At 65.6% G+C, this 21059-nt stretch carries 14 protein-coding genes; 8 read left to right on the forward strand and 6 right to left on the reverse strand.

What is annotated here, in order from left to right; translation table 11 throughout:
- The first annotated feature begins 10 nt into the window (after nucleotides 1-10).
- Together gshA and P5703_RS20645 are read left to right on the forward strand one after the other, a co-directional pair.
- Nucleotides 11-1588 carry a glutamate--cysteine ligase gene (gene gshA, locus P5703_RS20640; RefSeq protein WP_285589440.1) on the forward strand — a complete coding sequence of 526 codons (1578 nt, stop codon included), beginning with the start codon at nucleotides 11-13 and terminating at the stop codon, nucleotides 1586-1588.
- A gap of 208 nt (nucleotides 1589-1796) precedes the next feature.
- Nucleotides 1797-3533: an alpha/beta hydrolase gene (locus tag P5703_RS20645; protein ID WP_265661339.1), complete on the forward strand. Its 1737-nt coding sequence runs from the start codon at nucleotides 1797-1799 to the stop codon at nucleotides 3531-3533.
- Between the two features lie 33 nt (nucleotides 3534-3566).
- Here the strand turns inward: P5703_RS20645 and argA are convergent, their stop codons facing one another.
- From argA to P5703_RS20665, 4 genes are all read right to left on the reverse strand, one after another.
- Nucleotides 3567-4865: an amino-acid N-acetyltransferase gene (argA, locus tag P5703_RS20650; RefSeq protein WP_013981432.1), complete on the reverse strand. Its 1299-nt coding sequence runs from the start codon at nucleotides 4863-4865 to the stop codon at nucleotides 3567-3569.
- Between the two features lie 45 nt (nucleotides 4866-4910).
- On the reverse strand, nucleotides 4911-6062 hold the full coding sequence (gene argE, locus P5703_RS20655; protein WP_011911512.1) for an acetylornithine deacetylase: 1152 nt from the start codon (nucleotides 6060-6062) through the stop codon (nucleotides 4911-4913).
- Between the two features lie 118 nt (nucleotides 6063-6180).
- Nucleotides 6181-7446, reverse strand: coding sequence for an inorganic phosphate transporter (locus tag P5703_RS20660; RefSeq protein WP_014595539.1), 1266 nt, complete (start codon nucleotides 7444-7446; stop codon nucleotides 6181-6183).
- A 41-nt stretch (nucleotides 7447-7487) separates the two neighbouring features.
- Nucleotides 7488-8165, reverse strand: coding sequence for a TIGR00153 family protein (locus tag P5703_RS20665; protein WP_015278654.1), 678 nt, complete (start codon nucleotides 8163-8165; stop codon nucleotides 7488-7490).
- A 113-nt stretch (nucleotides 8166-8278) separates the two neighbouring features.
- On the opposite strand from P5703_RS20665, the gene P5703_RS20670 reads away from it, so the two are divergent.
- On the forward strand, nucleotides 8279-9643 hold the full coding sequence (locus tag P5703_RS20670) for a CYTH domain-containing protein (RefSeq protein ID WP_270067048.1): 1365 nt from the start codon (nucleotides 8279-8281) through the stop codon (nucleotides 9641-9643).
- Nucleotides 9644-9739: 96 nt separating this feature from the next.
- Nucleotides 9740-11524 (forward strand): type IV pilus assembly ATPase TfpB, encoded by a 1785-nt coding sequence (gene tfpB / locus P5703_RS20675; protein ID WP_013981428.1) that lies wholly within the window; start codon nucleotides 9740-9742, stop codon nucleotides 11522-11524.
- 97 nt (nucleotides 11525-11621) lie between these two features.
- On the opposite strand, the gene P5703_RS20680 is transcribed toward tfpB, so the two are convergent.
- Nucleotides 11622-12335 (reverse strand): murein L,D-transpeptidase catalytic domain family protein, encoded by a 714-nt coding sequence (locus P5703_RS20680; RefSeq protein ID WP_125919211.1) that lies wholly within the window; start codon nucleotides 12333-12335, stop codon nucleotides 11622-11624.
- A gap of 216 nt (nucleotides 12336-12551) precedes the next feature.
- Between P5703_RS20680 and P5703_RS20685 the strand changes: the two genes are divergently transcribed.
- From P5703_RS20685 to P5703_RS20700, 4 genes are all read left to right on the forward strand, one after another.
- Nucleotides 12552-14132, forward strand: a complete 1581-nt coding sequence (locus tag P5703_RS20685) for a L,D-transpeptidase family protein (protein WP_197861123.1) — start codon at nucleotides 12552-12554, stop codon at nucleotides 14130-14132.
- Nucleotides 14133-14313: 181 nt separating this feature from the next.
- The gene (locus tag P5703_RS20690) at nucleotides 14314-19008 is read left to right on the forward strand and encodes a PAS domain S-box protein (RefSeq protein WP_285589456.1); all 4695 of its coding nucleotides are present in this window, start codon (nucleotides 14314-14316) and stop codon (nucleotides 19006-19008) included.
- 69 nt (nucleotides 19009-19077) lie between these two features.
- Entirely contained in the window at nucleotides 19078-19386 is a 309-nt protein-coding gene (locus tag P5703_RS20695) for a DUF2388 domain-containing protein (RefSeq protein ID WP_011911504.1), read from the forward strand.
- Between the two features lie 41 nt (nucleotides 19387-19427).
- Nucleotides 19428-19853 carry an OsmC family protein gene (locus P5703_RS20700; RefSeq protein WP_013981424.1) on the forward strand — a complete coding sequence of 142 codons (426 nt, stop codon included), beginning with the start codon at nucleotides 19428-19430 and terminating at the stop codon, nucleotides 19851-19853.
- 76 nt (nucleotides 19854-19929) lie between these two features.
- Here P5703_RS20700 and P5703_RS20705 read toward each other — a convergent pair whose 3' ends face one another.
- Nucleotides 19930-21036: a TRAP transporter substrate-binding protein gene (locus tag P5703_RS20705; protein WP_014595533.1), complete on the reverse strand. Its 1107-nt coding sequence runs from the start codon at nucleotides 21034-21036 to the stop codon at nucleotides 19930-19932.
- Between the last annotated feature and the right edge of the window lie 23 nt (nucleotides 21037-21059).

The following is a 21059-nucleotide window of genomic DNA, read 5'->3' on the forward strand; positions in this document are numbered from 1 at the left end:
AATCCACAAGTTGAGCGCTCTTCTCACCCACCGCCTGGCATTGCTGGCCAAGGCTCCACACCTGCCGCTGCTCAACCAATGCCTGCACGGAATCGAGCGCGAATGCCTGCGCGTCGATGCCCACGGCCATCTGGCCATGACGCCGCACCCCATTGCGCTGGGCTCGGCGCTGACCCACCCGCAGATCACCACCGATTATTCCGAGGCGCTGCTGGAGTTCATCACCGGCACCGACCAGGACCCTCGCAATACCCTGGCCGAGCTTGAAGCGATCCATCGCTTCACCTACGCCAAGCTCGGTGATGAATACCTGTGGAGCCCGTCGATGCCCTGTCCGCTGCCGAGCGAAGCGGACATCCCCATCGCCGAATACGGCAGCTCCAACATCGGGCGGCTCAAGCATGTCTATCGCCAGGGCCTGGCGCTGCGCTACGGCAAGACCATGCAGTGCATCGCCGGCATCCACTACAACTTCTCGCTACCGGAGGCGCTGTGGCCAGTGCTGCAGGCCGATGATGGCGATACCCGCACCGAGCGGGACTACCGCTCCGCGCGCTACATCGGGCTGATCCGCAACTTCCGCCGCTACAGCTGGCTGCTGATGTACCTGTTCGGCGCCTCGCCGGCACTGGACGCCGGCTTCCTCCGCGGGCGCCCGCATCAGCTCGAAGCGCTCGACGCCGACACCCTGTACCTGCCCTACGCCACCAGCCTGCGCATGAGCGACCTGGGCTACCAGAACAATGCCCAGGCCGGCCTCACGCCCTGCTACGACGACCTGTCGAGTTATACCGAAAGCCTCTACCGCGCAGTTTCCACGCCGTATGCACCCTACGAGGCAAAGGGCATCAAGGACGCCGCCGGCAACTGGCAGCAGCTCAACACCAACGTGCTGCAGATCGAGAACGAGTACTACTCGAACATCCGCCCCAAGCGCGTCACCGCCACCGGCGAGCGCCCGCTGCAGGCCCTGCGCGCCCGCGGCATCCAGTACATCGAAGTGCGCTGCCTGGATATCAACCCGTTCCTGCCGCTGGGCATCGACCTCAACGAAGCGCGCTTCCTCGACGCCTTCCTGCTGTTCTGCGCGCTGGCCGACAGCCCTTGCCTGGCCGATGGCGAGTGCGGCGCGGCCACCGACAACTTCCTCAAGGTGGTCAAGGAGGGCCGACGCCCCGGATTGCAGCTGCAGCGCTGCGGCGAGCCCGTGCCGCTCGGCGAGTGGGCCGGCCAGCTGCTCGACGAGATCGCCGAAGTCGCCGCCCTGCTCGACCGCAGCCATGGCGACAGCCGGCATGCCGAAGCACTGGCCGAACAGCGCGCCAAGGTCGCCGACAGCAGCCTGACGCCCTCGGCGCGCGTGCTCGAGCAGTTGCGCACGAACGGCGAGAGTTTCAGCCAGTTCGCCATGCGCCAGACGCTTGCCCACGCCGACTACTTCCGCAGCCAGGCGCCAAGCGCCGATGAACTGCAGCAGTTCGAAACGGCGGCGCGGCAGTCGCTGGAGCGCCAGGCGGCGATGGAAGCTGCAGACGAGCCGGACTTCGACAGCTTCGTCGCCGATTACCAGCGCAGCCTCAGCCTCTGATCTCAGCCTTCATCAGCCAGACTTATAGGGCGTCATAGACGCTCTAGCTTGAGCGCCGCGTGACCAGCCCCGCGCGGCGACGCCGCTCTACGAAATTTTCCCCGCCCAGCCTCGCTCTAACGTTCGGTCATGCGTGCATCCGGGGCGCCTCGGCGCGTCTGCCCGGTCAACCGAAACAAGCCAGAACAACAACAAAAAGAGGTGCGTTATGTCCCTGCATTGGATGCTGCGCCGCCTGCGTGGCACATCTGTCGCCGTCCTGTTGGGTGGTCTGCTGGGTTTGAGCCAGCCTGCAACCGTCGACGCCGCCAGCCCCCCGATCGCCGGTGCGATCAGCGGCGGCGGACCGGCACTCTCGGCCCTGCGCTACGACCTGACCATCACATCCTTCGATGGCACCCCGATAGCAGTCACCGTCTTCCAGCCTGCACTGAGCAAAGGCCAGGCCGCGCCACTGCTGATGTACAGTCATGGCTGGGGCGGCAGCCGCTCCACCGATCTCAGCGAAAACGACTCGCTTACCGCCACGGCACGCAAGGCCTGGGAAAACGGCTACTTCGTCATGACATTCGACCAGCGCGGGTTCGGCGAAAGCGGCGGTCGGGCCAATGTTCAGGATCCTCAGATAGAAGGCCGTGACATCAAGACCCTGCTCGACTGGGCCGAGGGCGCGCTGACGCCGCATTTGGCCTATCTGCGTGGCGACCCGCTGGTGGGTGGCATCGGTCTGAGCTACGGCGGCGGCTTCCAGCTGATCGGCGCAGGTGTCGATCCGCGCTTCGATGCGCTGGTGCCGATGATCACCTGGAATGACCTGTCCTACAGCCTGACGCCCGGCACGGTGCCGAAAACCCTCTGGCTGACCTTCCTCAGCGCGATCGCGATCGACGACCAGGCGCCCTGGGTCACGCAGGCCTACGCCCAGTCGCTAGGCGGCAACGTCGACGAAAGTACCCGCCAGCGCCTGGCCGGTCACGGCCTCGGGGCATTCTGTGGCATGAACACGCCACGGGTGGATGCCTTCATCATTCAGGGCATCAACGACACCCTGTTCAACGGCAACGAGGCGGTGTGGAACTACGACTGCCTGCGCGAAGCCGGCAATGATGCCTATCTGCTGATGTCCGACGGTGGCCATGTACTGCCGGGCCTGCAGATCGGCCAGATCGGCTCGGTGGCCGCCCGGGTGCGCTGCGGCGCGCAGGACCATCAGGTCGCTGATCTGGCGTATGGCTTTCTCGATGGCAAGCTGCGCAAGCTGCAACAGCGCATCGAGATGCCGCGGGTGTGCTTCACTCAAGGCAACGAGCACGGCGTGATTGGCGATGAGGTCATGCGCGGCGGCCAGCGCTTCGCCACGCAGAGCGGCAGTCTGCTGGTCGGTCCGCCGTCCATCGATCTGGTGCTGAACCTGCTGCGCAAGCTCGATCCCGCGACGCTGTCGGACGTCCTCAGCCGCGTCTCGGCAGACGCGGCACGCGTGCTGCTCGGGGCGCTGAGCGGCATCGGTTCCGGCAGTCCGGATCAGGTCAGTAAGATCCTCACCGAACTGGTCACCACGCTGCCTCCGCATCTGATCGCCGAACTCGGTACCGCTCCACGCTTCGTGCCGCTGTACCAGGCCAGCGGCGAGCAGACCCTGGCAGGCATTCCCCTGGCAGACTTCAAAATGGAAGGTCTCGGCAAGCTGGATCCGCGCGTGTTCGTCGGCATTGGCGTGAAGCGCATGGGCAGCGGCCGCACCGAACTGCTGAACGATCAGGTGCTACCGCTGCGCGGAGTCGGCAGCCGACAGACCGAGCTGATCGGCGTCAGCACGCGCCTCAATCACGGCGATCAAGTGGGGCTGATGCTTTATGGCTTCCATCCCCAGTACACGCTGAGCTTCTCCCGCGTACCGAGTACCGTGCAACTGAGCGGAACGGTCGAACTGCCCCTGCACTGACGGAAAAGGCGGGCCCATGGGCCCGCCTTCGGTTCAGAGCGGCTTTTCGAAGATCTTCGAATTCCGCTGGAAGTTGTACAGCGAGGCCCGCGCGGCCGGCAGACGGTCGACGCTGATGGGCTCGAAGCCGCGCTCCTGGAACCAGTGCGCGGTACGCGTGGTGAGCACGATCAGCTTCTTCAGCCCCAGCGCCCGGGCACGTTCCTCGATGCGTTCGAGCAACTCGTCGCCGCGCCCGCCATGACGGTATTCCGGATTGACCGCCAGGCAGGCCAGCTCGCCGGCATCCGAGTCGGCGATCGGATAGAGCGCTGCGCAGGCGATGATCAACCCGTCGCGCTCGACGATGCTGAACTGCTCGACCTCGCGTTCCAGAACCTCGCGTGAGCGCCGCACCAGAATGCCCTGCTCTTCCAACGGGGTGATCAAGTCGATCAGCCCACCGACATCCTCGATGGTCGCCTCGCGCAGTTGCTCGAACTGCTCCTGGGTCACCAGCGTGCCCGCGCCGTCGCGGGTGAACAGTTCGTTGAGCAGCGCACCGTCGTCGACATAGCTGACCACGTGGCTACGCCGCACGCCGCCGCGGCAGGCCTGCGCCGCCGCATCCAGCAGCTCGGCCTGGTACTGGCTGCCGAGGCGCTCGACATAGGCCGGGATCTGCTGCGGACGCAGCTCACGCACCAGCTTGCCGCTTTCGTCGAGCAGGCCGGTCTCGGCGCCGTAGAGCACCAGTTTGTCGGCCTGCAGATCGATGGCGGCGCGGGTGGCGACGTCCTCGCAGGCCAGGTTGAAGATCTCTCCGGTGGGGGAGTAGCCCAGCGGCGAGAGCAGCACGATGGTGCGCTCGTCCAGCAGTCGACCGATGCCCTTGCGATCGATGCGCCGCACCTCGCCGGTGTGGTGCAGGTCAACGCCATCGAGCACGCCGATCGGTCGCGCGGTGACGAAGTTGCCGCTGGCCACCCGCAGGCGTGCGCCCTGCATGGGCGAAGCGGCCTTATCCATGGAAAGCCGCGCCTCCAGGGCGATGCGCAGCTGGCCGACGGCATCGATCACGCATTCCATGGTCGGACCGTCGGTGATGCGCAGGTCGCGGTGGAAGCGCGGCGTGATACCGCGCGCCGCCAGCCGCGCCTCGATCTGCGGCCGCGAACCGAACACCAGCACCAGGCGCACGCCAAGGCTGTGCAGCAGCACCAGGTCGTGGACGATATTGGCGAAGTTGGCATGCTCCACGCCGTCGCCCGGCAGCATGACGACGAAGGTGCGATCACGGTGCGAGTTGATGTAGGGCGAGGAATCGCGGAGCCAGGTGACGTAGTCGTGCATGGAAAAGCCTTTGTGGCAGGTCTTGTTCGTCGGGTGGGCGGCCGGTCAGGCCTGGGGTTGCAGGCAGTAGTGCTCAATCATCCGACGCAGCAGCTGCACGGTCGGTTCGATGCGCTCGAGCTGCAGGTACTCGTCGGGCTGGTGCGCGCAGGCGATGTCGCCGGGGCCGAGCACCAGGGTCTCGCAGCCGAGCTGCTGAAGATAAGGCGCTTCGGTGGCAAACGCCACCGCCTCGGCACGGTGCCCGGTGAGGCGCTCGGCCAGGCGCACCAGCTCGCTTTCGGCCGGCTGTTCGAAGGGTGGCACCGCCGGAAACAGCGGCGCCAGGTCGATCTTCACCTGGTGCTGCTCGGCCAGCGGCTGCAGGCGCTGGCGAATGATCCCGCGCAGCTGCTGCGGGTCCATGCCCGGCAGCGGGCGCAGGTCGAACTCCAGCGCGCATTGCCCGCAGATGCGGTTGGGGTTGTCGCCGCCGTGGATGCAGCCGAAGTTGAGGGTCGGCTTGGGCACGTCGAACAGCGGATTGTCGTACTCGGCCTGCCACTGCCGACGCAGCGTCATCATCTCGCCGATCACGCCGTGCATGGCTTCCAGCGCGCTGTGGCCATAGGCGGGGTTGGAAGAATGTCCGCTCTGCCCGAGGATGTCGATGCGCTCCATCATGATGCCCTTGTGCAGACGCACCGGCCTCAGCCCCGTGGGTTCGCCGATCAGCGCCGCGCGGCCGAGCGGCTGGCCGGCTGCGGCCAGGGCGCGGGCACCGGACATCGAGCTTTCTTCGTCGCAGGTGGCAAGGATCAGCAGCGGACGACGGAACGGCTGCTCCAGCAAAGGCCGTACCGCCTCGATGATCAGTGCAAAGAAGCCCTTCATGTCGCAACTGCCGAGCCCGTACCAGCGATCATCGGCCTCGCGAAGGCGCAGCGGATCGGCCGTCCACAGTTCACCATCGAACGGCACGGTGTCGCTGTGTCCGGCCAGCACCAGGCCACCGGGACCGCTGCCGTAGCTGGCCAGCAGATTGAATTTGCCGGGCGCGACCTCCGGCGTCTCGCAGGCGAAGCCCAGCTCGCCGAGCCAGGCGGCCAGCAGCTCGATCACCGGACGGTTGCTCTGATCCCAGCCAGGCTGCGTGCAACTGACGGAGGGCGCGGCAATGAGCGCGGCGAACTGCTCCTTGAGCGAAGGAATGGGCACCGGTGACCTCCCGTGATGCGATCGGAACGAAGGTGCAGTGAAGCACGAAACGCGCGACGGCGGGACCCGCAAACGAAAACGCCCCGCCGAGGCGGGGCGTCGATCGCGTCGGCTCGACTCAGGTAAAGATGAACTTGAGCACGGTGAAGAAGACGATCGCGAGGAAGGCGCCGGCCGGCAGGGTGATCAGCCAGGACATGAAGATCGAACCGACCACGCCCAGGTTCAGCGCACCGATACCGCGGGCGATACCAATGCCAAGCACGGCACCCACCAGCGTATGGGTGGTGGAAACCGGCAGGCCGATGGCCGAGGCGCCGACCACGGTGGTCGCGGTGGCCAGTTCGGCGGCGAAGCCACGGCTCGGGGTCAGCTCGGTGATTTCCTTGCCGATGGTGGCGATCACCTTGTAGCCGTAGGTGGCCAGACCGATGACGATACCGAGCGCGCCCAGCAGCAGCACCCAGCCCGGCACTGCGGACTTGGCGGCGATGTCGGCAGCACCACCGGATTCGATCACACCGACGATGGCGGCCAGCGGGCCGACGGCGTTGGCGACGTCGTTGGCACCATGGGCGAAGGCCATCGAACACGCGGTGAAGATCATCAGCACGGCGAAGACCTTCTCCACGCTGGCGAAGTGGAAGGTCTTGTCCGCCTCCACGTCCAGCTTGATACGGCTGAGCAGTGCCACGCCGAGCAGAGCTACCAGCAGGCCGATGCCGAAGGCGATGACCACGCCCTGCTGGCTGCTCAGGTGCAGACCGACATGCTTGAGACCTTTGGTCACCGTCATCAGGGCGACCATGAAACCGGTGAGAAACATGTACAGCGGGACGAAGCGTTTGGCGTTTTCGAAGGGATGATCGGTGTTGATGATCAGTTTCTGCACGCTCATGAACAGGCCGAAGGCGACGACCCCCGAAAGCATTGGCGTGACCACCCAGCTGGCGACGATCGGCCCGATAGCCTCCCAGTGCACCGCATCGGTGGATACGCCGACAGCAGCGAAGCCGATGACGGCGCCGATGATCGAATGCGTCGTGGAAACCGGCCAGCCCTTCATCGTCGCGATCATCAGCCAGGTACCAGCCGCCAGCAGCGCCGACATCATGCCCAGCACCATCAGATCGGGCGAGATGACCTCGGCATCGACGATGCCGTTCTTGATCGTCTCGGTAACCTCGCCACCGGCCAGGTAGGCGCCGCAGAACTCGAAGATCATCGCCACGATGATCGCCTGCTTGATGGTCAACGCACGGGAACCCACCGAAGTGCCCATGGCGTTGGCGACGTCGTTGGCACCGACACCCCAGGCCATGAAGAAACCGAATGCGCAGGCGAGAATCAGGAGTACGAAGCCGTAATCCGCAATAAGAGACATAAGGAAAACTACCTGTTGAACCCAGAAAGGACGCTGGCGCCTCAGCGCGCCAGCAATTGTTCCAGACGGTTGCCGACGCGCTCGGCGCGGTCGGCTACATCACCGATCCATTCGATGATCTTGTAGAGAAAGATCACGTCGACTGCTGGCAGGTCCTTTTCCAGATTGAACAGCGCACGGCGTACCGTGATCTGCATGCGGTCGGTTTCGCGCTCGATCTCCTCGAGCTCCTCGACCATCTTTTCGACGAGTGTGGCTTCGCGGCCACTGAAACCGGTTTCCAGCAACGAATCCAGTTCCTTGAGCGCCTTGAGCGCCTGAGCGCTGGCGTCGACGGTGCGTTGTACATAGGCCAGCATCTGCGGCTGCAGCGGCTGCGGGATCGTCATGCAGCGACCCAGCATCAGGCCGGCGATGTCCTTGGCGCGGTTGGCGATCTTGTCCTGTACACTCAGCAGATCAAGCAGATCGGAGCGCGGCACCGGCAGGAACAGGCTCTTGGGCAGGTGCTGGCGTACGCTCTTCTTCAGTTTGTCGGCCTCGTTCTCCAGCTGCGCCATCTGCTGCTGGATCTGCTCGACCTTTTCCCAGTCCTCGGCCATTACCGCCTGGAACAGCGGCACCAGGTTCGCTGCACATTCATGCGACTTGGCCATATGCTGCTGCATCGGGCCGATTGGCGAACGTCCGAACAAGCTGACGAAAGGATTGACTGGCATAGGGTATGGCCCCGGCTTGAAAGAGGCGGCAAGTATACGGACAGGCCATCACGCCTGCTACCGTGCGTCATCAGGCTGCAACATCAACACATCATAGGCACCCAGTCGGCACCATGCAGAAAGAAACCGAAATCAAGCTACGCGCCAGCCGCGAGACCCTGCTCGCCCTGCGCGAACATCCGCTGCTGAAGAAGCGCAACAAGAGCGGCTGGTCGCGCCATGAGCTGTTCAACCAGTATTACGACACCGCCGAGCGCGATCTGGCTCATGCCCGCGTGGCGTTGCGCCTGCGGCGCGACGGCGAGCAGTTCATCCAGACCCTGAAAAGCCGCGGCCAGAGCGTCGCCGGCCTGTCCGAACGCAACGAGTGGGACTGGTACCTGGACAAGGCCAAGCTGGACATCAAGAAGCTCGGCGATGACTGCTGGCCGGCCAGCCTCGCCGACCTGGACAAGAAGACCCTGAAACCGATCTTCACCACCGATTTCGTCCGCGAGAAGGCCGAGATCGCCTGGGGCCGCGGAAAGACCAGGGTCGTCATCGAAGCCGCACTGGACCTGGGCCAGGTCAAGGCCGGCAAGCAGTCCGAGGAGATCTGCGAGCTGGAGCTGGAACTGCGCCAGGGCGAGCCCGAAGCGCTGCTGGAACTGGCCGCCGAACTGGCCGCCGACCTGCCGCTGATGCCCTGCGACATCAGCAAGGCCGAACGCGGCTACCGCCTGTATGACGCCGATGGCTACAGCCTGCAGCTGCCCGTACCCGAACTGGTGGCGAGCATGCCGCTGGACGATGCCGTCGTCGCGCTTGGCTGGCAGCTGCTCGGCAATAGCCAGCGACTGGCCGAGCAGTACCGCTTCAATGGCCGCTGGAAGCTGCTGGGCGAATGGCTGCAGCAGCTCGTCGAACTGCGCGCCCTGCTCGGCAGCCTCGGCCAGGCCGCCCCACGTGCCAGCAGCCGAGAGCTGCGCGAACTGCTCGATATGCTGATCCAGGACTGGCGTCCGCGAGTCGAAGCCGGTCAGGACGATGAGGGGGTGCGCAAGGCCGCACCGACGCAGTTCACCGAGGAACTGGGTCAGACCCGCTGGGGCCTGCTGTCGCTCAAGGCGTCCCTCTGGCTGCTGCAACGCAGCTGGACCCAAGGCCGCAACGCCCGTGGCGATCGCCAGGGTGCCGCCGAGCTGGGCAAATGGCTGCCGCACCTGCTGGCCGAAGAAGCCAAGGCTCTGCAGTTACCGCGCTACCAGCAGCAGCCGGAAGACCTGGCCGAGCAGAGCCCACGCATGGAGCGCATGCTGGTATGGCTGCACCTGGCGCGCGGCGTGCTGGAGCTGCCGGAAACCGACCGTCTCTACGGCGAACTGGCCAAGCTCCACGAAATGGCCCGTCAGCCGCTGGACGAAGCAGCGCGCGAGCAACGCGTCGAGCAGGCCCATCGGGTATGGACGCTCAAGGCCTGGAAGCTGCTGGAAAAATAACGGCATAACGCTGCGCAAAGTTGAACCCCGACGGCAGACAACGCCGGGTGTTTAACGGCAAGCTTGGATTTTTGCGCGCCACGTCGAAGGAACACCATGTCCGTGCTGAACTCGCCCACCCAGGACCGCCCTCTCGATCTTGCCGACCTGTTGCGCGAGCTGGTTGCCCAGGGGCGGGTCGCGCAGGACAGCGCCGAGCAGTGCCTGACGGTACGCCGCAGCGCGGTGGCCAACCAGCAGCATCCGCTGGAATTCCTCGCCGCCCAGCAGCTTGACGACCTGCAGCGGCCGGGCAAGAAGCTCGATCTGGAAACCCTCACCGTCTGGCTGGCCGAACGTGCCGGCCAGCCTTACCTGCGCATCGATCCGCTGAAGATCGACGTCGCCGCCGTCACTCCACTGATGTCCTACGCCTTCGCCCAGCGCCACAGCATTCTGGCCGTGGCGGTGGATGCCAGCGCCGTGACCATCGCCAGCAGCCAGCCTTTCGTGCACGGTTGGGAAGCCAACCTGACCCACGTGCTCAAGCGGCCGATCAAGCGTGTGGTGGCCAACCCGACGGACATTCAACGCTTCACCGTCGAGTTCTACCGCCTGGCCAAGTCGGTCAGCGGTGCCAGCAGCACGGATCAGAAGATCAGCGGCGTCGGCAACTTCGAGCAGCTGCTCAACCTCGGCGCCAGCGATCAGGAGCCGGACGCCAACGACTCGCACATCGTCAATATCGTCGACTGGCTGTTCCAGTACGCCTTCCAGCAGCGCGCCAGCGACATTCACATCGAACCGCGCCGCGAGCAGGGCACCGTGCGCTTTCGCATCGATGGCGTGCTGCACAACGTCTATCAGTTCCCACCGCAGGTAACGATGGCGGTGGTCAGCCGGCTGAAATCCCTCGGCCGCATGAACGTGGCCGAGAAGCGCAAGCCGCAGGATGGTCGGGTCAAGACCAAGACGCCGGATGGCGGCGAGGTGGAGCTGCGCCTGTCGACACTGCCGACCGCCTTCGGCGAGAAGATGGTGATGCGCATCTTCGACCCCGAGGTGCTGCTCAAGGGCTTCGACCAGCTGGGCTTTTCCGCCGATGATCTGCGTCGCTGGCAAAGCATGACCAGCCAGCCCAACGGCATCATCCTGGTCACCGGGCCGACCGGTTCGGGCAAGACCACCACCCTCTACACCACGCTCAAGCAGCTGGCGACGCCGGAGGTGAACGTCTGCACCATCGAGGACCCGATCGAGATGATCGAAGGCGCCTTCAACCAGATGCAGGTGCAGCACAACATCGACCTGACCTTCGCCAGCGGCGTGCGCGCGCTGATGCGTCAGGACCCGGACATCATCATGGTCGGCGAGATTCGCGACCTGGAAACCGCGGAGATGGCCATCCAGGCCGCGCTGACCGGCCACCTGGTGCTCTCCACGCTGCATACCAACGACGCGCCCAGTGCCATCACCCGCCTGCTGGAGCTGGGCGTGCCGCATTACCTGCTCAAGGCCACCCTGCTCGGCGTCATGGCGCAGCGCCTGGTGCGCACGCTGTGCCCGCACTGCAAGGCGCCGATGCAGCTCGATGCAGACGACTGGAGTGCATTGACTAAACCCTGGAACGCCCCGCTACCGAGCACCGCGCAACGGGCGGTCGGCTGCCTGGAATGCCGGGACACCGGTTATCGCGGGCGTGCCGGTGTCTACGAGATCATGCTGCTCAATGACGCGATCAAGCCGCTGATCACCGCCGATACCGATATCGTCGCCCTGCGTCGCCAGGCGTTCAAGGACGGTATGCGCAGCCTGCGCCTGTCCGGCGCGCAGAAGATCGCTGCCGGCCTGACTACCGTCGAGGAAGTGTTGCGGGTGACGCCGCAGAGCGAGCAGAAGTAGCCCATTCAAGCGGGCGCTGTAAGAGCGGCCTCGGCCGCGAACCGCTCAGCGCAGCACCGAACGATCTGAGGCGCCTGCCTGCATGCGGAACGACGATTCAGCCGTCCGATCGCGCCGCGAGGATGCTCGCCACCTGATTGGGCTTGCAGTTGAGGTAGGCCGAGGACTGCAACCACTGCTGGTCCGGGTACCAGGAGAACATGAACTGGCCACCCTTGAGGCTGTCGACCACAATCCGTGCCACCTCGGGCCGAACCGCCGGACAGCCCTGGCTGCGGCCGATGCGGCCTTGGGTAGCGATCCAGGAGGGGTTCACGTAGTCGGCAGGGTGAATGACGATGGCGCGCTCACGGGCGCGGTCGTTGATGCCCGGCTCCAGCCCGTCCATGCGCAGCGAGTAGCCGTGCTTGCCGCTGTAGCTTTCGGCAGTGCGAAACAGGCCGATGCTGGACTGGTGGCTGCCCACCGCATTGGAGAAACGCGTGGCGTGGTTATCGCCGGATTTCTGCCCGTGAGCGACCAGGTCCTCGAGCAACAGCTGCTCCCTCTCCAGGTCGAAGATCCACAGGCGTTTCTCGCTGGAAGGCAGTGAATAATCGATCACCGCCAGACGCTGCGCGGCTCCGGCGCCATTGTTGACCGCGCACTGCATCGCTGCGACCGCGTGGGTCAGGACCTGCCGGTCCAGCTTGGGCGCCAGCCGCGCCAGGCTGTCGACCATCGGCTGATAGGTGGCGGTGGCCGCCCAGAGCGGCGCGGCGAAGACGAGAAGGCCCGCCGCCAGGCAGGCACGTCGAAGCACTGAAATCATCACAAGCAACCCCACGGGCACGACCTGACGACTTCCTGTCTGGTCGGCGCCTTATACTCGCTACCCAATGCAGCAGCGCGACGAAGCCGGGACGAGTGAAGCCCACATGTCCGGCACGATATGTTCTTATGGTCCGAACGGTCACCGGTCGATGCCGGAGCCGCAGCCCTATAGCGGCGCAGTCTAGCAGCCACCGCAGCGGTCTGGAGCGAAACGTTGTTCAGAAAATGTGCATCCCGTCTGGCCATCTGGCTATGCCTCGCCTCCGGCCTGGCCCTCGCCACGTCTGCCTCCGCCCAGCAGGCGACATTGCAAAGCGTGCTGGAAGGCCTGCCGCAGAGCTGCCCGCAGCTGCCGGTCAGGTCCGCGATTAGCGAACACCTGAACGCGTTCTACCAGGCCCGCCAGTTCCAGCCCGCCTGGACCTCCCGCTCCCTGCTCGAAGGCCTGCTGCAGCAGCTCGCGCAGCTGGCCGACGACGGCCTGGACCCTGCCTACTACCAGCCGGAGCGGATACGCGAGCAGCTCTACCCGGTCGCGTCTTCCCCACGCCGGCCCGAATGCGACGACCTGCTTGCCAGCCAGGCCTACCTCCAAGCGCTGCACCACCTGGCCCGCGGACGGCTGCGACAGGCGGACATCGAACCCATCTGGCGCAGCCCGGATGCGCCGGAGGCGGATGATCGCCAGCGGCTTCTGCAGATCGCCGTGCAGGGCCTCACCGATCTGCCTGGGGCATTCGATCGCGCGCGCCCGCCGCACGCCCTGTACCGCGACCTGCGTGCGGCCTATGCCAGGCAGCGCCAGGCAGCCCTGCCGGCCTGGCGCCCGTTGCCGAGCGGCCCGACGCTGCGCCCCGGAATGCGTGACGAGCGCAGCCCGCTGCTGCGCGAACTGCTGCTCGCCGGTGCCGGCAGCACGCCCGCGCTGGACCTGCGCTACGACGACGAACTGGTCGAGGCCGTACGTGGCTTCCAGCTGCAGCACGGGCTTGAGGCCGATGGCGTCGTCGGCGCCGCCACCCTGGTGGCGCTCAATGTCAGCCCGGCCAGCCGCCTCGATCAGTTGCGCATCAACCTCGAGCGCCTGCGCTGGATCAGCCGCGACCTCGAGCCGCAATCGCTGCTGGTGGACATCGCCGGGGCACGGCTGATCTATTTCCGCGACAGCTGCCCGTTCTGGCAGACGCGCACCCAGGTCGGCCGCGAGGCGCGGCAGACTCCGCTGCTGAAATCGCGGATCTCACGCCTCACCCTTAACCCCACCTGGACCGTGCCGCCAACCATTCTCAAGCAAGACAAGCTGCCGCTGATTCGCGAGGACATCGCCTACCTGGCGCGCCACCAGATGCGCGTGATCGACGCCCAAGGCAATGCCGTGGACCCCTACGCCGTGGACTGGGCCAACCCGCGCGGCATCCTGCTGCGCCAGGACGCCGGCCCGGCCAACCCTCTCGGCCAGGTGGCGATCCGCTTCGCCAATCCGTTTTCGGTGTACCTGCACGACACGCCGAGCAAGCCGCTGTTCGAACGTGCCGCCCGCGCGGTCAGCTCCGGCTGCGTACGGGTCGAGTCCGCCCTGCAGCTGGTCGATCTGCTGCTCGAGGAGGACGAGCGGGACACCGTCGCCAGGCTGTTGCAAAGCGGCGAGACCCACGAATACCGGCTCGCCCGGCAGACACCGATCCTGATGGCCTACTGGACGGCGGATGCCGACGACAGCGGCCTGCCCCGCTACCGCCCGGACATCTACAAGCGCGATGCAGCCTTGCTGCGGGCCCTGGACGCGGCCCGCTGAATGCGCGATTCGGGTGACTTCGACGTGCTCCGTTCGTCGGGAGTTTTGTTACCCGCCGTCTGAACCTCGCGACCTCGGCGTAGTCTTTTGCTGACCACTCGACAACGACCGCCGCTGCCGGGTGCTTAACTACCGAAACCGTCTGAATTACTCAGTGCCATGGATAGCCGAGCAGGACACTTTGAACGCCGAACACTGCGCTCCCGCAGCGACCTGGAATGAAGCTGAACGGCTGATCGCATTGGCTCGCTACACCGCGCTCGACGCTCTGTGCATAACGGACCTCGAGGCGCTGGCCGCCATGGCTGCAGATCTCTGCGCCTGTCCGGCGGCAGCGATTCATTTCGTCGACGACCAGTACCAGCATTGCATGGCTGCGTTCGCACTGGAGCGCGAAGCTGTCGTGCGCGAACGGTCACCGTCGGCCTGGGCGATCCGTCAGGAAGGCGCGCTGGTTCTCCCCCATACCGACACCCTCGCCCAGTTCGAACTGCCGCGGCTGGCCGATGGCCAGACCACCGGTTTCTACGCCGCGGTGATCCTGCGCAGCAGTGACGGGCTGCCACTGGGCACCTTGAGCGTCTTTGACCACCAGCCCCGCGAACTCACGCCGCGCCAGGGCACTCAGCTGCTGGCGGTGGCGCGCCAGGTCATGGCCCTGCTGGAGCTCAGCAGACTGCGCGGCGAGCAGGAACGCAGCCGGCAGATCATCGACAGCGCCCAGGATTACGCCATTCTCGCCACCGACCTGCAGGGCCGCATCACCAGCTGGAACAGCGGTGCGCAGCGGCTGCTGGGCTGGTCGTCGGAGGAAGCCATCGGCCGTGACGTGGCGTGCATCTTCAGCGAAGCCGATCGCACCGCACAGGTCCCCCAGGCCGAAATGCGCACGGCGCTGGAGCAGGGGCGTGCCGGCGACGAACGCTGGCATCTGCGCAAGGACGGCTCACGCTTCTGGGCCAGCGGCATCCTCACGCCACTGCTGCACGACGGCCAGACGCAGGGCTTCGTCAAGATCCTGCGCGACCTGACCGAATCCCGTCAGCAGCAGGCGGCGGCGCGCGAAACCGAGGAGCGCTACCGCGCCCTGGTCGACCTCAGCCCGCAGATCATCTGGCAATGCGATGCCGCGGGTGGCCTCACCTTTTGCAACAGCTACTGGTGCGAGTTCACCGGGCTCGGCGAGGCGAGCTCCACCGGCGAAGGCTGGCTGGCCGCTGTGTCGACCAGTGATCGCCAGCGCGTCGCCGAGCAATGGCAAGCCGCATTGCGCCGGGAGCTGCCCTTCAAGCTGGAGCTGCCGCTGCGCGATGTCGACGGCAACCTGCGCTGGTTCCAGGCCAACGCGGCGCCTACCTACGACGCCGACGGACAGCTGCTGCGCTGGGTCTGTGTCGCCCAGGACATCGACAGCCGCCGGCGTTCGGAAATGCAGCGACTGGAGAGCGAGGCCTTTACCCGCCTGCTGCTGGATTCGGCCAATGAAGGCTTCTACTCCATCGACCGCAACGGCGCCGTTACCCTGTGCAACGACGCCTTTCTCAAGATTCTCGGCTTCGCCAGCCGTGAAGAGGTACTGGGCAGGCACCTGCACCATGTGATCCACCACAGTCGCCCCGATGGCAGCCCCTATCCGGTGCAGGAGTGTCCGATCCAGCATACGGCGGTCACCGGTCAGCCGCGGCATGTGGAACACGAGCTGTTCTTCCGCGTCGATGGCAGCAGCCTGCCCGTCGAATACCGGGTCGCACCGATCTTCCGTGACGGCGAACTGCAGGGGGCGATCTGCACCTTCAGCGACATCAGCGAGCGCACCCAGCACCAGGCCCTGCAGGCGTTCCTGCTGGAACTGAGCGACTGCCTGCAGGCCAACAGCGAACAGGTGGACCTCTGCTGCGTACTGGATGAACGCCTGGCACGTCTGACACGCAGCGACTGCATCGCCTGGGCCTGCGTGGAACAGGATGCACTGGTGGTACAGCAACAATGGTTGGCGCCAGGTACACCGAGCCGGCTCGGCCGGCACGCCCTGGCGGACGGCGCGACGCTGACCGAGCGCCTGCGCCGCGAGCATCTGGTCATACTCGACCCGGATGAGTCGCAACCTGGGCTGCACGAGCGGCTGGCCAGCACGGGGCTGCTGATGGCCGAGTTACCGACGATCGGCACCCAGCCGCTGGTGTTGCTGTTCATGCGAGGCCAGGCGCAAGCCTGGACCGGCGATGACGTCACCCTGGTGCGTGAAGTTCTCGAACGGCTGCGCAGCAGTGCCGAGCGCATCCGCGCCAACAAGGCGTTGCGCGAGGCGGAACAGCGCATCAGCCTGGCCAACGAGATCGCCTCAATCGGCGTGTGGGAGTACCGCGACCATCAGCATTCCCTGCACTGGGACGCCCAGCTCAAGGCGATGGCCGGCATACCACCCGAGCAGCCGGGGCTGGATGTGCATGAGGTGCTGGCACGGGTGCATCCGGACGATCGCGGCAAGCTGATCCGGGCGCTGGGTGAAACCCTGGCCGGTGAGGGCGACGGCGAGTTCCAGCTCGACTACCGAATCTACGACACCCGCATCGACGACTTCGTCTGGCTGGCCAACCGTGGCCGCCGGCTGCTCGACCCCAGCGGCGAGGTCCGCATCCTCGGTACGGCGCGCAACATCACTGCCGAACGCAACGCCGCCGAGCGCATGTTGCGCATGAACGAGATGCTCGAAGAGCAGATCAAGGATCGTCAGCAGGCCGAGCAGCGGCAGACGGCGCTGATCGAACTGGGCGACCTGCTGCGCGAACAGCACGACAGCCAGACCATCGCCCATGCCGCCGTCAGCGTGATCGGCCGGACCATCGGCGTATCGCGGGTGCTGTTCGCCAGTGTCGACGCCTCCAGCCAGAGCGCCACCATCGAGCGCTACTGGAGCGACGGCGGTTCCGACAGCAGCAATGAGATGGTCTATTTCGCCGATTACGGGGACTTCTTCTACGACCTGCAGGAAAACGAACTGGTGGTCATCGAGGACGTGCTGCATGACGCCCGCACCGCCAGCCACGCCGAGAACTTCGCCGAAAGCCTGATCCGCAGCATCGTCTGCGTGCCACTGTTCGAGCAGGGCCGCATCTCCGCCGTGATGATGCTGCTCGAGGAGCAGCCGCGCGCCTGGCTCGACGAGGACATTTCGTTCATCCGCGAAGTGGCCGACCGCGCCTGGACCGCCGACGAACGCATGCGCGCCGAACGCGCATTGCGTGAGAGCGAAGAGCAGTTCCGCACCCTGGCCGACAACATGAGCCAGTTCGCCTGGATGGCCGACCCCGCCGGGCGCATCTACTGGTACAACAAGCGCTGGTACGACTACACCGGCACCACCAGCGAGGCCATGCGCGCGCTGGGTTGGCGCGCGGTCAACCATCCCGATCATCACGAGCGGGTCAGCGCCTCGATGAAGCGTGCCTTCGCCATCGGCTCCATCTGGGAGGAGACCTTCCCGTTGCGCGGCAAGGACGGCAAGTACCGCTGGTTCCTCTCCCGGGCGCTGCCCATTCGCGACGACTTCGGCCAGGTTACCCACTGGTTCGGAACCAACACCGACGTGACGGCCCAGGTTGCCGCCGAAGAAGCCCTGCGCGAACTCAACGAAAGCCTGGAACGGCGCGTGGCCGAACGTACCCGCGAGCTGGCGGCGATCAACAGCCGCCTGCATATCGAGATGGCCGAACGCGAACGCGCCGAGGAAGCACTGCGCCATGCGCAGAAGATGGAAGCCATCGGCCAGCTGACCGGCGGCCTGGCCCATGACTTCAACAACATGCTGACCGGCGTGCTCGGCTCGCTGGACCTCATCCAGCGCCGCGTTGCCAGCGGCAGCACCGGCGACCTGGACCGCTACATCGACGCCGCCACCACCTCGGCCAACCGCGCCGCGGCGCTGACCCATCGCCTGCTGGCCTTTGCCCGGCGCCAGTCGCTGGACCCCAAACCGGTGGACGTGAACATGCTGGTGGTGTCGATGGAAGACATGCTGCGCCGCACCATGGGCGAGCACATCCAGCTGGAAGTGGACCTGCAGGCCGATGCCTGGCTCGCCTACACCGACGGTCATCAGCTGGAGAACGCCCTGCTCAATCTGGTGATCAATGCCCGCGATGCCATGCCCAACGGCGGCCGCCTCGGCGTACACACCGAAAACCAGCGCATCGAGCAGCACCAGCCCGACGCGCCGGAGCCCGGCGACTACGTGGTGCTCTGCGTCACCGACAACGGTGCCGGCATGTCGGCGCAGACCATCGCCAAGGCGTTCGATCCGTTCTTCACCACCAAGCCGATCGGCCAGGGCACCGGCCTTGGCCTGTCGATGGTCTACGGCTTCGCCAAGCAGACCGGCGGCCATGTACGCATCGATAGCGCCCTCGGCGAAGGCACCCGGGTCACGCTCTATCTGCCACGCAATCTGAGCGACGACCAGGCCCAGCCCGGGCCGGCGCAAGCGACCGACATGCCAGGTGCCAGAAGTGGCGAGATCGTACTGGTGGTGGAGGACGAAGCGGCGGTACGCATGCTGGTGGTGGAAGTACTGCAGGAGCTCGGCTACCAGGTGCTGGAAGCCTGCGATGCGACCAGTGCGCTGCCCTACCTGCACGGCGATCAGCGCCTCGATCTGCTGGTCAGCGACTTCGGTCTGCCCGGGCTCAACGGTCGGCAGCTGGTGGAAAGCGCCAGGCAGCATCGCCCGGAGCTGAAGGTGCTGTTCATCACCGGGTACGTGCCGGACGACGAAATGCGCAACGACTTCATCGGCCCCGGCATGGATATCCTCGCCAAGCCGTTCAGCATCGACATCCTCGCGGCGCGCATCCGCAGCCTCATCGACACGGGCGTCTGAGCGGCAACCGGAACTCTGCGCAACGGCTCGCACTCTCAACAGAGGACGATAGCAAGGAGGTTTCCGCTCATGCGCAAGACATTTATCGCCGCATTCGCCCTGGCCCTGGCGCCGCTCGGCAGTGCCATGGCCGATGGCCTGGTACGTGACATCCTGTCCTCGGGCGCGACCACGGCGTCCACCTACCTGACGTTCAAGGACAACAAGCTGGTGATTCCGGCCCGTGAGGATGCCGGCACCTTCGTTGCCAGCAATGGCGAGATCCGTGGTCCGTATCTGGAAGCGATGCTGCAGCAACTGCGTAGCGAACAGCCGCAGCTGCAGGCGACCGACATGGAGCTGGCCAGCGCGATTCTGGCGGCGGAACAGCCTCGCTGAGCGGTGCGCTGACCATCCACCCACCCACGCGAGGACCGAACATGAAGAAGAGCGCTTCCGCCGTCTGGCAAGGCGGCCTGAAAGATGGAAAGGGCACCATCAGCACCGAAAGCGGTGCCTTGAAGGACAACCCCTATGGCTTCAACACCCGTTTCGAAGGCGCACCCGGAACCAATCCGGAAGAACTGATCGGTGCCGCCCATGCCGGCTGCTTCTCCATGGCCCTGTCGATGATGCTCGGCCAGGCCGGCCTCACCGCCGAGCGCATCGAGACCCGCGCCGAGGTGACCCTGGACAAGGACGGCGAGGGCTTCAGCATCACCGCGATCGACCTGACCCTCAAGGCCCGCATTCCGGGTGCGGACGATGCGCAGTTCCAGCAGATCGCCAACCAGGCGAAGGAAGGCTGCCCGGTGTCCAAGGTACTCAACGCACGCATCAGCCTGAACGCGACGCTGGAAGGCTGACCGACACGGCGACGTTCCGCCCCGCAAAAAAAAACGCCACCCTGTTGCCAGGGTGGCGTTCTTGCATCCGCCGTGATCAGCCGCGGATGTTGTAGATGTCCTTCTCGTTCAGCTCGGCGTACTCATACAGCCGCTTGAGATAGGCGCTCTGCTGCTCCCACACCTTGGCGGCCACCGGGTCGGCCTTGGCGGAAGCATCGACCACTTCCGCGGCGACTTCCTTCAGGCGAGCCAGCACTTCGTCCGGCAGACGACGGACTTCCACGCCCTGCTCGCGCAGCTGCTCCAGCGCTTCCATGTTCTTGGCGTTGTAGTCGTCGAGCATGTCGCCGTTGACGTCGCGTGCCGCGGCACGAACGATCGCCTTCAGGTCGTCCGGCAGGGTTTCCCAGGCCTTGAGGTTGACGTCCAGTTCGAAGGTGACGTTCGGCTCCTGCCAGCCCGGGGTGTAGTAGTACTTGGACGCCTTGTGCAGACCCAGCGCCAGGTCATTGTACGGACCGATCCATTCGGTGGCGTCGATGGCACCGGTCTGCAGCGCGGTGAAGATTTCGCCGGCCGGCATGTTGACCACGGTACCGCCCATCTTGGTCAGCACTTCGCCACCCAGGCCCGGGGTGCGCATCTTCAGGCCCTTGAAGTCGTCGACCGAGTTGATTTCCTTGTTGAACCAACCCGCGGTCTGCACGCCTGTGGCACCGCAAGCCATCGGCAGCACGCCGAACGGCTTGTAGACCTCTTCCCACAGCTGCATGCCGCCGCCGCGGTGCAGCCAGGCATTCATTTCCTGGGCGTTCGGGCCGAACGGCAGTGCGCAGAAGAACTGCGCCGCCGGAACCTTGCCCTTCCAGTAGTAAGGCGCGCCGTGGCCCATTTCCGCCGTGCCGCGCGACACCGCATCGAACACTTCCAGCGCCGGAACCAGCTCACCCGCCGCGTAGACCTTGACCTTCAGGCGGCCGCCGCTCATCTCGTTGACCAGCTGCGCGAAACGCTCGGCACCGACGCCCACGCCCGGGAAGTTCTTCGGCCAGGACGTGACCATTTTCCAATTGAAGGTTTGCTGCTCGCTCGCCTGCTTGCTCTCGCCCGCGGCTGGTTTTTCGCTCTTGTCATTGCAACCGGCCAGAGCGGTAGCCGCCAGGCCCACGCCAGCAGCGGTGAGAATGTCACGACGTTTCATGAAGGTAACTCCTTGTTATTTGT

The organism is Stutzerimonas sp. FeSN7, assembly GCF_030263795.1.
Classification (GTDB): Bacteria; Pseudomonadota; Gammaproteobacteria; order Pseudomonadales; family Pseudomonadaceae; genus Stutzerimonas; species Stutzerimonas stutzeri.

Coding starts and splice junctions, on each gene's coding strand:
- P5703_RS20645 (WP_265661339.1), top strand. CDS start 1,797: ATGTCCCTGCATTGGATGCTGCGCCGCCTGCGTGGCACATCTGTCGCC.
- argA (WP_013981432.1), bottom strand. CDS start 4,865: ATGCACGACTACGTCACCTGGCTCCGCGATTCCTCGCCCTACATCAAC.
- P5703_RS20660 (WP_014595539.1), bottom strand. CDS start 7,446: ATGTCTCTTATTGCGGATTACGGCTTCGTACTCCTGATTCTCGCCTGC.
- P5703_RS20665 (WP_015278654.1), bottom strand. CDS start 8,165: ATGCCAGTCAATCCTTTCGTCAGCTTGTTCGGACGTTCGCCAATCGGC.
- P5703_RS20670 (WP_270067048.1), top strand. CDS start 8,279: ATGCAGAAAGAAACCGAAATCAAGCTACGCGCCAGCCGCGAGACCCTG.
- tfpB (WP_013981428.1), top strand. CDS start 9,740: ATGTCCGTGCTGAACTCGCCCACCCAGGACCGCCCTCTCGATCTTGCC.
- P5703_RS20680 (WP_125919211.1), bottom strand. CDS start 12,335: ATGATTTCAGTGCTTCGACGTGCCTGCCTGGCGGCGGGCCTTCTCGTC.
- P5703_RS20695 (WP_011911504.1), top strand. CDS start 19,078: ATGCGCAAGACATTTATCGCCGCATTCGCCCTGGCCCTGGCGCCGCTC.
- P5703_RS20700 (WP_013981424.1), top strand. CDS start 19,428: ATGAAGAAGAGCGCTTCCGCCGTCTGGCAAGGCGGCCTGAAAGATGGA.
- P5703_RS20705 (WP_014595533.1), bottom strand. CDS start 21,036: ATGAAACGTCGTGACATTCTCACCGCTGCTGGCGTGGGCCTGGCGGCT.